The sequence below is a fragment of the Isoptericola sp. Y581 genome (assembly GCF_059445475.1).
Genome location: NZ_JCAIUK010000002.1, coordinates 653,492 through 667,378 on the forward strand (window position 1 = coordinate 653,492; position 13,887 = coordinate 667,378).

Genomic DNA, 13,887 nt, shown 5'->3' on the forward strand with positions numbered 1-13,887 from the left:
CGGGCCTCAGTCGTCGATCGGGTCGAGCCGCTCGCCGGCGCGGACGGGCGTCGTCACCCGGTTGCCGGCGGGCGCGAGCGGGCACGTCCATGCCGGGTCGTAACGGCAGGACGGGTGGTAGGCGAAGTTGAGGTCCACCACCACGCGCCCGTCGTGGCCGCCGAGCTCGGCGCCCTTCGCGGTGTCCAGCAGGTACCGCCCGCCGCCGTACGTCTCGGTGCCCGCAGTGCCGTCCCGCAGCGGGACGAACAGGCCGCCGCCGTACTGGGCGAGCCACCACGCGTCGAGGGTCCCGACACCCGGCACCTCGAGGACCCCGACGCGCTCCATCGTCGTCACGCCGTCCGATCCGGTGTCGACGTCGAGGCTCGCGGGGGCCGCGGGCCGCAGGGCCAGCTCGAAGCGCAGCGCGGGATCGTAGGGCCAGACGGGGATCCCGCTGTGGCGCAGCGGGTCGTCGCCGGCGAGCGGGCTCTGCGGGTGGGTGCGGAACAGCGCGTCGCGACCCGCCCGCCACCGCGCGTGCCCGGCCGCCGGGTCCGGGTCTGCCCGGGCGTCCGCGTAGAGCTCGGCGACGCGGCGGCGCCAGTCGGTGAGCTCGAGGGCGGTGCCCGGCGTCACCGAGCTCACGACGCCGCCTCGAGCTCGGCCAGCAGGAACGTGTCGCCGTCGGCGTGCCGCCAGGGCGCGTACCGCCCCCACCGCAGCCCGGCGCTCGCGGCCGGCGCGGCGAGGAGCTCGGGCGTGGTGAAGCGGTCGTGGTGCACCGGGAAGTCGTGCCGTTGCCGCGCTGGCCGGCCGAAGCCGGTGAAGGTCGCGGTGACCGCGCGGCCGCCGGGCCGCAGCACGCGGGCCCACTCCGCCATCGCGGCGTACGCGTCGGGCATCAGGTGCAGGGCCGTGACGCAGGTGATCAGGTCCGCCGACCGGTCAGCGAACGGCAGTGCCGCCGCGTCCGCCAACAGCAGCGTCGCGTCGGGCAGCTCGCGCCGCGCGGCCGCGAGCATCGCGGGGGAGAGATCGACACCCATCAGGCGCAGGGGCGCGGCCGACGACGCCCGCAGCGCGCGCAGGACCAGCCCGGTGCCGGTCGCGACGTCCAGGACGTCGAGGGCGGCGGGCGTGTCGAGACCACCGCCCGCCGTCTCGCCGAGCTCGCAGAAGGCGGCGACCTCGGTGGCGAGATCGCGATGCATGCGGCTCTCGTCGTAGGTGGCGGCGCGCGCGTCGTAGGCGGCCGCAACGGCGCCGGCGGGTTCGTCGTGCGTGGAGGTGCTGGTCATGACCTCGACCCTATGCTGCGCCTGTGACCAGCGACACGAACAGCGACACGAACAGCGACACGGCCGCGACGTTCGACATCCGCCCCGCGACCGACGACGACTGGCAGGCCCTGTGGCCGATCGTCGAGGCCGTGGTGCGCGCGGGCGAGACCTACGCCTACCCGCTGGACCTCACGAGCGACCAGGGGCGGGGCCTGTGGCTGGAGCGCCCGCCGGGCGTGACGGTCGTCGCCGAGCGCCCCGACGGCATGGTGCTCGGCACCGCGAAGATGGGGCCCAACCGGCCCGGCCACGGCGACCATGTCGGGACGGCGTCGTTCATGGTGTCGCCCGCGGCGCGCGGGCTCGGCGTCGGCCGGGCGCTGGGGGAGCGCGTCGTCGCCTGGCATCGCGCGCAGGGCTACCGGGGGATCCAGTTCAACGCCGTCGTGGAGACGAACACCGCGGCGATACGCCTGTGGCGGTCGCTGGGCTTCGAGATCGTCGGCACGGTGCCCGGGGCGTTCCGCAGCCCGACCCACGGGTACGTCGGGCTGCACGTCATGTACCTGCCGCTCACGGGCTGAGACGGCCGGCGTCGGCTTGGGATCCCACTGCATAGATATGTATAGTGCTGCATATGGTCAGCACCCAGTCGCAGCTCCGCGTCGCGGTGGCCGGTGCGTCGGGCTATGCCGGGGGCGAGTTCCTCCGGCTGGCGGCCCGCCACCCCCACCTCGAGGTCGGCACCCTCACCGCCCACTCGAACGCCGGCTCGCGCCTCGGCGAGCTGCAGCCGCACCTGCGCTCGCTCGCCGGCCGCGTGCTGGAGCCGACGACGCCCGAGGCGCTCGCCGGTCACGACGTGGTCGTGCTCGGGCTGCCCCACGGTGCGTCCGGCGAGATCGCCGCGCAGCTCCCCGACGACGTGCTCGTGCTCGACCTCGGCGCCGACCACCGCCTCGCGTCCGCAGCGGACTGGGAGGCCTTCTACGGCTCGCCGCACGCCGGCACCTGGCCCTACGGGCTGCCCGAGCTGCTCCACGCCGACGGCGCCGGTGTCGTGACGGGCCGCCAGCGCGACGAGCTCCCCGGCGCCCGTCGGATCGCCGTGCCCGGCTGCAACGTCACCGCCGTCACGCTGGGGCTGCAGCCCGGCGTCGCCACCGGGCTCGTGAGCCCGTCCGACGTCGTCGCGGTCCTTGCCAACGGGTACTCGGGCGCCGGCAGGTCGCTCAGGCCCCACCTGCTCGCCGCCGAGGGCCTCGGGTCCGCCCTGCCCTACGCCGTGGGCGGCACGCACCGGCACATCCCCGAGATCGCGCAGAACCTCCGCGTGGCCGGGGCGCCCGAGGTGTCGATCAGCTTCACGCCCACGCTCGTGCCGATGTCCCGCGGCATCCTCGCCACGGTCACGGCGCGGCTCGCGCCGGGCCACGAGGGCGCGACCGCGGACGAGGTGCGCGACGTCTGGGAGCAGGCCTACGCCGACGAGCCGTTCGTCGAGCTCCTGCCGCCAGGGCAGTGGCCCACGACGGCCGCCACGCTCGGCGCGAACACCGCGCTCGTGCAGGTGGCGCTCGACGAGGCCGTCGGTCGCGTCGTGACGGTCACCGCCATCGACAACCTCGTCAAGGGCACCGCCGGCCAGGCGGTCCAGGCCATGAACCTTGCCCTCGGCCTGCCGGAGACGGCGGGCCTGATCACCGAAGGAGTCGCACCATGAACCCACCCCACGAGTTCACTCGTTGCGCTCGCGAACTCGAGGGGGCCCCGGAATGAGCGTCACCGCCGCCCAGGGGTTCCGGGCCGCCGGCGTCACCGCCGGGCTCAAGTCCTCCGGCACCCCGGACCTCGCCCTCGTGGTCAACGACGGCCCGCAGCACGCGGCCGCCGCCGTCTTCACGAGCAACCGCGTGGTCGGCGCGCCGGTGATGTGGTCCCGACAGGCGGTGAAGGACGGCGTCGCGCGCGCCGTCGTGCTGAACTCCGGGGCCGCGAACGTGTGCACCGGGCCGGGCGGGTTCCAGGACTCCCATGCGACCGCCGAGAAGGTCGCCGACGAGCTCGGCATCGGGGCGATCGACGTGCTCGTCGCGTCGACCGGCTTGATCGGCGTGCGGCTGGCGGCCGAGAAGCTGCTGGCGGGCATCCCCGTCGCCGTCCGCGCGCTCGCGGACGACGAGGCCGGCGGCATGTCCGCTGCCACGGCGATCATGACCACGGACAGCGTGCCCAAGGCCGCGGTGCGCACGATCGAGACCGCCGACGGCACCGTCACCGTGGGCGGTATGGCCAAGGGCGCCGGCATGCTCGCTCCCGCGCTGGCCACGATGCTCTGTGTCATCACGACCGACGCCGTCGTGGACGCCGGGGCGGCCGACGCCGCACTGCGCGCCGCAACCCGCACCACGTTCGACCGGGTCGACTCGGACGGCTGCATGTCCACCTCCGACACCGTGGTGCTCATGGCCTCGGGCGCCTCGAACGCGGCCCCCGACGACGTCGCGTTCGCCGACGCCGTGACCGCCGTCTGCGCGGACCTGGCCCGCCAGCTCGTGGCCGACGCCGAGGGCTCGTCCCACGACATCGCCATCACCGTGGCGCACGCCACGACGGAGGACGCCGGCCTGGCGGTCGCCCGCGCCGTCAGCCGGTCCAACCTGGTCAAGGCCGCGATCTTCGGCAACGACCCCAACTGGGGGCGCATCCTGTCCCAGGTGGGCACGGTGCCCGAGGAGGTCGCGCCGTTCGACCCGGCCGAGCTCGACGTGAGCGTCAACGGCGTCATGGTCTGCAAGGCGGGCGGGGCGCACGAGCCGCCCGAGAAGGTGGACCTCGCCGCTGCGCGCGACGTCGCGATCACGATCGACCTGCACGCCGGCGACGCCGAGATCACGCTGTGGACCAACGACCTCACGCACGCGTACGTCCACGAGAACAGCGCGTACAGCTCATGAGCAGCGACGTGGTGAACGGTCTGGAGCCCGGCCAGAAGGCCGAGGTGCTCCTCGAGGCGCTGCCCTGGCTGCAGGAGTTCGACGGCGCGCTGGTGGTCGTCAAGTACGGCGGCAACGCGATGGTCGACGACGAGCTCAAGGCCGCGTTCGCCCAGGACATGGTGTTCCTTCGGCAGGTGGGCCTGCGCCCCGTCGTGGTGCACGGCGGCGGCCCGCAGATCAACGCGATGCTCGAGCGGCTCGACATCCCCAGCGAGTTCCGCGGCGGGCTGCGGGTCACGACGCCCGAGGCGATGGAGGTGGTGCGCATGGTGCTCACCGGCCAGGTCTCGCGCGAGCTCGTGGGCCTCATCAACGCGCACGGCCCGCGCGCGGTCGGCCTGTCGGGGGAGGACGGCGGCCTGTTCGGCGCCACCCGCCGGCACGCGGTCGTGGACGGGGAGCCCGTCGACGTGGGCCTGGTGGGAGACGTCGTCGAGGTGCATCCGGCGGCGGTGCAGGACCTGCTCGACGCCGGGCGGATCCCGGTGGTCTCCACCGTGGCGCCCGACGTCGACGACCCCACCCAGGTGCTCAACGTGAACGCCGACACCGCCGCCGCGGCGCTCGCGGTCGCCCTCGGGGCCACGAAGCTCATCGTGCTCACCGACGTCGAGGGCCTGTACACGTCGTGGCCGGACAAGGACTCGCTGGTCGAGGAGATCGCGGCCCCCGCCCTGGCCGCCCTGCTGCCGAGCCTGTCCGCCGGGATGGTGCCCAAGATGGAGGCCTGCCTGCGGGCCGTCCAGGGCGGAGTGCCGCGCGCCACCGTCATCGACGGCCGCCAGCCGCACTCGGTGCTGCTCGAGGTCTTCACCACGCGCGGCAACGGCACGATGGTCATCCCCGGGCAGGCGTCGGTCGAGCCGGCGGTTGAGCCTGTCGAAACCCGGAGGCGGAACTCATGAGCGACGCAGCCCCCCTGGAGGCCGCGACCGGCGGCGCCGTGGCCGAGGCCTCGAACACCGACTCCAACGCAGCCTGGACGGACCGTTACACCCACGCGGTGATGGACACGTTCGGCCCGCCCCAGCGCGTGCTGGTGCGCGGCGAGGGTGCGTACGTGTGGGACGCCGACGGGCGCCGGCTCCTGGACCTGCTCGCCGGGATCGCGGTGAACGCCCTCGGGCACGCGCACCCCACGCTCACCGCCGCGATCAGCGCCCAGCTCGGCACGCTCGGCCACGTCTCGAACTTCTTCGCCACCCCCACGCAGATCGGGCTCGCGGAGACGCTGCTGCGGCTCGCGGGTGCGCCCGACGGCTCGCGCGTGTTCTTCACCAACTCGGGCACCGAAGCGGTCGAGGCGGCGTTCAAGATGGCGCGCCGCAACCGCTTCGACGGCGATGGCGGCGAGGGCGGCGATGACGGCAGGAGCGGCGTCGCGCGCACCCGCGTGCTCGCGCTCGAGGGCGGCTTCCACGGCCGCTCGATGGGCGCACTGGCCCTCACGGCCAAGGCCGCCTACCGGGACCCGTTCGAGCCGCTGCCCGGTGGCGTCGAGCACGTGCCGTTCGGCGACACCGCGGCGCTGGAGGAGGCCTTCTCCCCGGCCGCGGTGGCCGAGCGGGGCGGCGTCGCCGCGCTCGTCCTGGAGCCCCTGCAGGGCGAGGCCGGCGTGCGGGCCCTGCCGGCCGGCTACCTGGCGCACGCCCGCTGGCTCACTACCGAGGCCGGCGCGCTGCTCGTGCTCGACGAGGTCCAGACCGGCGTCGGACGCACCGGGTCGTGGTTCGCGTTCCAGCAGCCCGAGATCGGGGGCGGCGTGGTGCCCGACGTCGTGACGGTGGCCAAGGGCCTCGGCGGCGGCTTCCCGGTGGGCGCGGCGATCGCGTTCGGCGAGCGCGCCGCGACCCTGCTGGGCCGCGGCCAGCACGGCACCACGTTCGGCGGCAACCCCGTGGCGGCCGCCGCGGGCCTCGCGACCCTCGGCGTGATCGAGCGGGACGGGCTGCTGGAGAACGTGCGCCGTGTGGGCCACGAGCTGCGCACCGCGATCGAGGCGGGCGGCAACCCGCTGATCGACGGCGTGCGCGGCCGCGGCCTCCTGCTCGCCGTCCAGCTGACCCGTCCGGTCGCGGCGCAGGTGGCGGCGCAGGCGCTCGACGCCGGGTTCGTCGTCAACGCCGTCGCGCCCGACGCGATCCGGCTGGCGCCGCCGCTGATCCTCACCGCGGAGCAGGCGCGCGCCGCCGCCCGCTTCTTCGCCTCCGTGACCGTCCCCGACACCACCGAAACCGCTGACCTGCCCGTTGAAAGGGAGCCCTGATGCCCCGCCACTTTCTCCGCGACGACGACCTCACCCCGGACGAGCAGCGCGAGGTCCTCGAGCTCGGCATGGCCTTCCGGGAGGACCGGTTCGTGCGTGCCCCGCTCGCCGGCCCGCAGGGCGTCGCGATCCTCTTCGACAAGCCGACGCTGCGCACCCAGCTGTCCTTCGCCACGGGTGTCGCCGAGCTCGGCGGGTTCCCGGTGGCCGTGGACGGCCGGCTCGCCCAGGTGGGCGTGCGCGAGTCCGTGGCGGACGTGACGCGGGTGCTCGACCGGCAGGTGTCCGCCATCGTGTGGCGCACCTTCGGCCAGGACCGGATCGACGAGATGGCCGCGGTCTCCCGCGTCCCCGTCGTGAACGCGCTCACCGACGGCTTCCACCCGTGCCAGATCCTCGCCGACCTCCTTACGGTCGCCCAGCACCGCGGCGGCATCTCCGCGCTGCCCGGTCAGCGCCTCGCGTACGTGGGCGACGCCGCGAACAACATGGCGGCCTCGTACCTGCTCGGCGGGGTCACGGCCGGGCTGCACGTCGCCGTCGCCGGGCCCGAGGGCTACCTTCCGCCCGCCGACGTCGTGGCGCGGGCGGAGGAGATCGCCCGCACGACGGGCGGCTCGGTGACCGTCACGACCGACGCCCGCGCGGCCGCCCGGGACGCCGACGTCGTCGCCGCGGACACCTGGGTCTCCATGGGCGACGAGGACGAGGCGGCCGAGCGGCTCGCCGCCCTCGACGCCTTCCGCGTGGACGACGCGCTGATGTCCGTCGCGGCCGACGACGCGATCTTCCTGCACTGCCTGCCCGCCTATCGGGGCAAGGAGGTCACCGCGGAGGTGATCGACGGACCCGCGTCGGTGGTGTGGGACGAGGCGGAGAACCGGTTGCACGCCCAGAAGGCGCTGCTCACCTGGCTGCTGGAACACCGATGAGCGCCACGGACAGCGCCGTGTCGTCCGGTCAGGCCACGGGGCCGACGACGAAGGCCGCCCGGCACGCGCGGATCGTCGACATCGTGCGGCGCACCGCGATCCACTCGCAGGCCGAGCTGGCCCGCGAGCTCTCCGACGCCGGCGTCACCGTCACCCAGGGCACGCTGTCGCGCGACCTCATCGAGCTGCGGGCCGAGAAGGTGCGCAACGCCTCCGGGTCGCTCGTCTACGCCGTGCCGGGTGAGGGCGGGGACCGCAGCGTCCAGGCGGCGGGCATCGGCGACGACGAGGTCGAGTACGTCGCGGCCCGCCTGGCCCGGCTGTGCAACGACCTGCTCGTCTCCGCGGAGGCGTCGGCCAACCTCGTGGTGCTGCGTACCCCGCCCGGGGCGGCCAACTACCTCGCCTCCGCCATCGACCACTCCGTCCTCCCGGGGGTGCTCGGCTCGATCGCCGGGGACGACACGATCCTCGTGATCGCCCGCGACCCGCTCGGCGGCGACGAGCTCGCCCGCCGGTTCCTCGAGCTCACCCAACCCTGAGGGTCGTGCCCGACCGGGCCGCCCCTGCCAGAATCGACCTGAACCCCGCGCCAGAAAGAGAAACTTGAGATGACTGATCGCGTCGTGCTCGCCTACTCGGGCGGCCTGGACACCTCCGTCGCCATCGGCTGGATCGCCGAGGCCACCGGCGCCGAGGTGGTGGCCGTGGCCGTCGACGTCGGCCAGGGCGGCGAGGACATGAACGTGGTGCGCAAGCGTGCCCTCGACTGCGGCGCGGTGGAGGCGTACATCGCCGACGCGCGCGACGAGTTCGCCGCCGAGTACTGCATGCCCGCCCTGCGGGCCAACGGCATGTACCTCGACCGCTACCCGCTCGTGTCCGCGATCTCGCGCCCCGTGATCGTCAAGCACATGGTGCGTGCGGCCCGCCAGTTCGGCGCCACGACCGTCGCGCACGGCTGCACCGGCAAGGGCAACGACCAGGTGCGCTTCGAGGTCGCGACGACGTCGCTCGCCCCCGACCTCAAGACGATCGCCCCGGTGCGCGACCTCGCACTCACGCGCGAGAAGGCCATCGAGTACGCGGAGCGCCACGACCTGCCGATCGCGACCACCAAGAAGAACCCGTTCTCGATCGACCAGAACGTCTGGGGCCGCGCGGTGGAGACCGGCTTCCTCGAGGACATCTGGAACGAGCCCACCAAGGACGTCTACTCCTACACCGACGACCCGACGTTCCCGCCGGTCGCCGACGAGGTCGTCATCACGTTCGACCAGGGCGTCCCGGTCGCGCTCGACGGCGTCGCCGTCACCCCCCTGCAGGCGATCCAGGAGATGAACCGCCGCGCTGGCGCCCAGGGCGTGGGCCGCATCGACATCGTCGAGGACCGGCTCGTGGGCATCAAGTCCCGCGAGATCTACGAGGCGCCGGGCGCGGTCGCGCTCATCGCCGCGCACCAGGAGCTCGAGAACATCACGCTCGAGCGCGAGCAGGCCCGCTTCAAGCGGACCGTCGAGCAGCGCTGGGCCGAGCTGGTCTACGACGGTATGTGGTTCTCCCCGCTGAAGAAGAACCTCGACACCTTCGTGGACGAGACGCAGAAGTACGTCTCGGGCGACATCCGCATGGTGCTGCACGGCGGGCGCGCCACCGTGACGGGCCGCAGGTCGGAGCAGAGCCTGTACGACTTCAACCTCGCCACCTACGACGAGGGCGACTCGTTCGACCAGTCGCACGCCAAGGGCTTCATCGAGATCTACGGCCTGGCCGCCAAGCAGGCCGCCGCCCGCGACGAGAAGTTCGGCAACGGCGTGGACTTCGGCGCCGGGGAGTTCTGATGGGCTCCGAGGTCACGCCCCCGGGCGGTGGCGCGGGGCCCGACGGCAAGCTGACCACGCAGGCCGACAACGTGTCCCTGTGGGGCGGCCGGTTCTCCGGCGGCCCGTCGCCGGAGCTGCGGGCCCTGTCCCAGTCGACGCACTTCGACTGGGTGCTCGCGGCCTACGACATCCGCGGCTCCCAGGCGCACGCGCGGGTGCTGCACGCCGCCGGCCTGCTGGACGACGACGAGCTGTCCGGGATGCTCGACGCGCTCGACCGCCTGCGCGCGGACGTCGAGTCGGGGGCGTTCCTCCCGGTCCTGGGCGACGAGGACGTGCACACCGCCCTCGAGCGGGGCCTCATCGAGCGGGCGGGCGTCGAGCTGGGCGGCAAGCTCCGCGCGGGCCGGTCCCGCAACGACCAGATCGCCACGCTGGTGCGGCTGTACCTGCGGGACAACGCGCGCGCGGTCGCCCTCCGGGTGCTCGACGTCGCGGACGCGCTGATCGTGCAGGCCGAGGCCGCCGGCGACGCCGTCATGCCGGGCCGCACCCATCTCCAGCACGCGCAGCCCGTGCTGCTCGCCCACCAGCTCCTGGCGCACGCGTGGCCGCTGCTGCGCGACGTCGACCGGCTCGTGGACTGGGACGTGCGCGCGGCGCGCTCGCCGTACGGGTCGGGGGCGCTCGCGGGCTCGTCCCTCGGGCTGGACCCGGCCGCGGTCGCGGCCGAGCTCGGCTTCGACGAGCCGGTGGAGAACTCGATCGACGGCACCGCCGCGCGCGACGTCGTGGCCGAGTTCGCGTTCGTGGCGGCGATGGTCGGCATCGACCTGTCCCGGCTGTCGGAGGAGATCATCCTCTGGAACACCAAGGAGTTCGGCTTCGTGCGGCTGGACGACTCGTGGTCGACCGGGTCGAGCATCATGCCGCAGAAGAAGAACCCGGACATCGCGGAGCTCGCGCGCGGCAAGGCCGGCCGGCTGGTGGGCGACCTCACGGGGCTGCTCACCACGCTCAAGGGCCTGCCGCTGGCATACAACCGCGACCTGCAGGAGGACAAGGAGCCGGTCTTCGACCAGGTGACGACGCTCACCGTGCTCCTGCCCGCCTTCGCGGGGATGGTGCGGACCCTGACGTTCGACACCGACCGGATGGCCGAGCTCGCGCCGCAGGGCTTCTCGCTGGCCACCGACATCGCCGAGTGGCTGGTGCGCCAGGGCGTCCCGTTCCGCGTGGCGCACGAGGTCGCGGGCGCGTGCGTGCGGGTCTGCGAGGCGCGCGGCATCGAGCTGTGGGACCTCACCGACGCCGACCTGGCCGCGATCTCCGAGCACCTCACCCCGGGCGTCCGGGAGGTGCTGAGCGTCGAGGGCTCGGTCGCGTCGCGCGACGCTGTGGGCGGCACCGCCCCGGCCCGGGTCGCCGAGCAGCTCGAGGCGGCCAAGGAGCGGTCCGCGGAGTTCCGCATCTGGGCGGATGGCTGACGATGGCTGACGATGCTCGATGACGGCACCGGACGACGTGCTCGACGCGCTCGCGGAGCGCGTCCGGTCCGCGGTGCCCCGGCTCCCCGGGGCCGGGGCACCGGAACCGTGGCGCCGCACGCGCCTCGTGTGCGTCGATGGGCCGGCCGGGTCGGGCAAGTCCACGCTCGCCACCCAGCTCGTCGCGCGGTTCGCGTGCCAGGTCGTGCACCTGGACGACCTCTACGAGGGCTGGGAGGCCGGGCCCGACGGCGGAGCGCGCCGCCTGCGTGAGTGGGTCCTGGACCCGCTCGCCGGGGGCCGGGCGGGTCGCTACCGGCGCTACGACTGGGTGGCGGGGGAGTACGCCGAGCCGCATGACGTCGAGCCTGGGCTGGTGCTCGTCGTCGAGGGCTGCGGCGCCGCGGCGCGGCAGGTCGACCCGTGGGTGGCGCTGCGCGTGTGGGTCGAGGCGGACGACGACGTGCGCCTGGCGCGGGGTCTCGACCGCGACGGCGCCGGCGCGCGCGACCACTGGGTGCGCTGGATGGCCGACGAGCGCGCCCACTACGCGGTCGAGCGCACCCGCGAGCGGGCCGACGTCCGGCTGGACGGGTTCGGCCGGTGTGCCGGGCCGGGAGATCGCGCCGACCGGTCGCGCGGGGCGTCATGATCGGGGGATGAGCGTCCCCGACCACGACTGGTACGACCGCCCCGTGCTCGAGGTCGCCCGCGACCTGTTGGGCGCGACCCTCACCCGGCGGACCCCGGAGGGCACGGTCGCCCTGCGCCTCACGGAGGTCGAGGCCTACGACGGCGGGCGGGACCCCGGCTCGCACGCGTTCCGGGGGCCGACGGCGCGCAACGCGACGATGTACGGCGAGCCCGGGCACCTGTACGTCTACCGGCACCTGGGCCTGCACCACTGCGTCAACGTGGTGTGCGGGCCGGTGGGCTCGGCGTCGGCGGTCCTCCTGCGGGCCGGGGAGGTCACCGGCCCCGTCGGCGTCGAGCTCGCCCGCCGTCGCCGCCTCGCACGGGGGGTGGTCCGCCACGAGCGCGACCTCGCGCGGGGGCCGGCCCGCCTGACGGTCGCCCTCGCGCTGGACGGGTCCGACGACGGCGCGGACGTCACCGTGCCGGGCGGACCGGTGGAGCTGAGCGTCGGCGCGAGCGTCGGGTCCGCCTGCGTGGAGACCGGACCGCGCGTGGGGGTCAGCGGCGACGGTGGGCGCGGCGACCTGTACCCGTGGCGGCTGTGGCTTCGCGAGGAGCCCACCGTCTCCGACTACAGGGCCGTGACGCCGCGGAGGCCGAAGGCCGAAAAGCAGTCCGGGTGAGGGTGCGACGTCGGGCAGACTAGGCCTGCGGCCCGGCGACGGGCAGCGATCCGCGACCAAGGAGATGACACGGTGACCGACATCCTCGACGAGCTGCACTGGCGGGGCCTGGTGGCGCAGTCCACCGACGAGGCCGCGCTGCGTTCTGCGCTGGCCGAGGGACCCGTCACCTATTACGCGGGCTTCGACCCGACCGCGCAGAGCCTGCACATCGGGCACATGGTGCAGCTGCTGAACATGCGCCGGCTGCAGCTCGCGGGGCACCGTCCCCTCGCCCTCGTCGGCGGGGCCACCGGCCTGATCGGGGACCCGCGGCCGACCACCGAGCGCTCCATGCAGTCGCGCGACGTCGTGGCGGGCTGGGTCGACCGGATCCGTGGGCAGATCGAGCCGTTCCTCGACTTCGAGGGGCCGGCCGCGGCACGCATGGTCAACAACCTCGACTGGACCGGGTCCATGTCGGCGATCGACTTCCTGCGCGATGTCGGCAAGCACTTCCGGGTCGGCACCATGCTGGGCAAGGACATCGTGGCGCGGCGCCTGCGTTCGGACGAGGGCATCAGCTACACGGAGTTCAGCTACCAGGTCCTGCAGGGCATGGACTTCCGCGAGCTCTACGAGCGGCACGGGTGCACGCTGCAGCTCGGGGGCAACGACCAGTGGGGCAACCTGCTGTCCGGCGTCGAGCTGATCCGCAAGACGGACGCCGCCGCCGTGCACGCCATGACGTCGCCGCTCATCACGAGGGCGGACGGCACCAAGATGGGCAAGTCCGAGGGGGGGGCTGTCTGGCTCGACCCGGAGCTCACCAGCCCGTACGCCTTCTACCAGTACTGGCTCAACACCGCCGACGCCGACGTCGTGAAGTACCTCAAGGTGTTCACCTTCCGATCCCGCGAGGAGATCGAGGCGCTCGCGGGGGAGGTGGCGGAGCGGCCGTTCGCCCGCGAGGCGCAGCGGGCGCTCGCGGGGGATCTGACCACGCTCGTGCACGGGCAGTCCGCCACAGACGGCGTGATCGCGGCGAGCCAGGCCCTGTTCGGCCGGGGTGAGCTGGCCGGGCTCGACGCCGCCACCCTCGGCGCGGCCGTCGCCGAGCTGCCGCGGACGGTCGCGAAGGCGGGCGACCTCGTGGTCGACGCGCTCGTGGGGTCGGGCCTGGTCCCGTCAAAGGCTGCGGCCCGCCGTGCGATCGGTGAGGGCGGGGCCTATGTCAACAACGCGAAGGTGGAGTCCGAGGACGCCGCCCTCCGCACGGAGGACCTGCTGCACGGCCGCTACGCGGTGCTGCGCCGCGGCAAGCGGACCCTCGCGGTCGCGATCGCCGAGTAGCACGCGGGAACCTGCACCCCGCACGCAGGGTGCGGACGGCAGGGCCCTGGGGCGCACCCTGCGCACCCCGGGGCCCTGACCCGTCTCTGCAGCGGCGACACCGGGACAAAGGCGCAGGTCAGGGGCCGATTTGGCCCTTCGGCCGAGGTGTGTGTAATGTTCTGGTCGTTCGCCCGACACGGAGAACGGACACCGAGGAGACGGCCGAGAGGCCGGGTACCGGTGGCCGGCCCAGGGCGGACATCCCGAATCCTTCTTCACGAGGGCGACGAGTGCGCTCTCGTTCGGGACGGGCGTTCGATCCATCCAGTTCAGGCTCCGGCCGGGATTTGACGGAGAGGGACGAACCGAGTAAGGTTGAGGGGTTGCCCCGGCGGGGTCAGGACGAAGGTTCTGGTCTTGTGGGTGTGCGTCGGTTGTTTGAGAACTCAACAGTGTGTTTGATAGTCAATGCCAAAGTTTTT

14 protein-coding genes are annotated in these 13,887 nt (G+C 73.7%); 12 read left to right on the plus strand and 2 right to left on the minus strand.

The window, feature by feature from the left end; genetic code table 11:
- Positions 1-6 precede the first annotated feature (6 nt).
- Positions 7-630: a DUF1684 domain-containing protein gene (locus AC1C2W_RS06100; protein WP_495390414.1), complete on the minus strand. Its 624-nt coding sequence runs from the start codon at positions 628-630 to the stop codon at positions 7-9.
- Positions 627-1,283, minus strand: a complete 657-nt coding sequence (locus AC1C2W_RS06105) for a class I SAM-dependent methyltransferase (protein WP_495390415.1) — start codon at positions 1,281-1,283, stop codon at positions 627-629. The genes AC1C2W_RS06100 and AC1C2W_RS06105 overlap by 4 nt, the downstream gene beginning before the upstream one ends.
- A 23-nt stretch (positions 1,284-1,306) precedes the next feature.
- Between AC1C2W_RS06105 and AC1C2W_RS06110 the strand changes: the two genes are divergently transcribed.
- The 12 genes from AC1C2W_RS06110 (at position 1,307) to tyrS (ending at position 13,423) form a co-directional block, all read left to right on the plus strand.
- The gene (locus AC1C2W_RS06110; protein ID WP_495390416.1) at positions 1,307-1,849 is read left to right on the plus strand and encodes a GNAT family N-acetyltransferase; all 543 of its coding nucleotides are present in this window, start codon (positions 1,307-1,309) and stop codon (positions 1,847-1,849) included.
- A gap of 53 nt (positions 1,850-1,902) precedes the next feature.
- Positions 1,903-2,988 carry an N-acetyl-gamma-glutamyl-phosphate reductase gene (gene argC, locus AC1C2W_RS06115; RefSeq protein WP_495412633.1) on the plus strand — a complete coding sequence of 362 codons (1,086 nt, stop codon included), beginning with the start codon at positions 1,903-1,905 and terminating at the stop codon, positions 2,986-2,988.
- Between the two features lie 52 nt (positions 2,989-3,040).
- Positions 3,041-4,222, plus strand: coding sequence for a bifunctional glutamate N-acetyltransferase/amino-acid acetyltransferase ArgJ (gene argJ / locus AC1C2W_RS06120; protein WP_495412634.1), 1,182 nt, complete (start codon positions 3,041-3,043; stop codon positions 4,220-4,222).
- Positions 4,219-5,169 carry an acetylglutamate kinase gene (gene argB / locus AC1C2W_RS06125; RefSeq protein WP_495390419.1) on the plus strand — a complete coding sequence of 317 codons (951 nt, stop codon included), beginning with the start codon at positions 4,219-4,221 and terminating at the stop codon, positions 5,167-5,169. Before argJ ends, argB begins: the two co-directional genes overlap by 4 nt.
- Complete coding sequence (locus AC1C2W_RS06130) at positions 5,166-6,530, plus strand: acetylornithine transaminase (protein ID WP_495412635.1); 1,365 nt, start codon at positions 5,166-5,168, stop codon at positions 6,528-6,530. Before argB ends, AC1C2W_RS06130 begins: the two co-directional genes overlap by 4 nt.
- Complete coding sequence (argF, locus tag AC1C2W_RS06135) at positions 6,530-7,462, plus strand: ornithine carbamoyltransferase (protein WP_495390421.1); 933 nt, start codon at positions 6,530-6,532, stop codon at positions 7,460-7,462. Before AC1C2W_RS06130 ends, argF begins: the two co-directional genes overlap by 1 nt.
- Positions 7,459-8,004, plus strand: a complete 546-nt coding sequence (locus AC1C2W_RS06140) for an arginine repressor (protein ID WP_495390422.1) — start codon at positions 7,459-7,461, stop codon at positions 8,002-8,004. The genes argF and AC1C2W_RS06140 overlap by 4 nt, the downstream gene beginning before the upstream one ends.
- A 69-nt stretch (positions 8,005-8,073) precedes the next feature.
- On the plus strand, positions 8,074-9,303 hold the full coding sequence (locus AC1C2W_RS06145; protein WP_495390423.1) for an argininosuccinate synthase: 1,230 nt from the start codon (positions 8,074-8,076) through the stop codon (positions 9,301-9,303).
- Positions 9,303-10,772 carry an argininosuccinate lyase gene (gene argH / locus AC1C2W_RS06150; RefSeq protein WP_495412636.1) on the plus strand — a complete coding sequence of 490 codons (1,470 nt, stop codon included), beginning with the start codon at positions 9,303-9,305 and terminating at the stop codon, positions 10,770-10,772. Before AC1C2W_RS06145 ends, argH begins: the two co-directional genes overlap by 1 nt.
- A gap of 19 nt (positions 10,773-10,791) precedes the next feature.
- On the plus strand, positions 10,792-11,424 hold the full coding sequence (locus tag AC1C2W_RS06155) for a uridine kinase family protein (RefSeq protein ID WP_495412637.1): 633 nt from the start codon (positions 10,792-10,794) through the stop codon (positions 11,422-11,424).
- 7 nt (positions 11,425-11,431) lie between these two features.
- Positions 11,432-12,091, plus strand: coding sequence for a DNA-3-methyladenine glycosylase (locus AC1C2W_RS06160; protein ID WP_495412638.1), 660 nt, complete (start codon positions 11,432-11,434; stop codon positions 12,089-12,091).
- Between the two features lie 72 nt (positions 12,092-12,163).
- On the plus strand, positions 12,164-13,423 hold the full coding sequence (gene tyrS / locus AC1C2W_RS06165; protein WP_495390427.1) for a tyrosine--tRNA ligase: 1,260 nt from the start codon (positions 12,164-12,166) through the stop codon (positions 13,421-13,423).
- Positions 13,424-13,887: the final 464 nt, after the last annotated feature.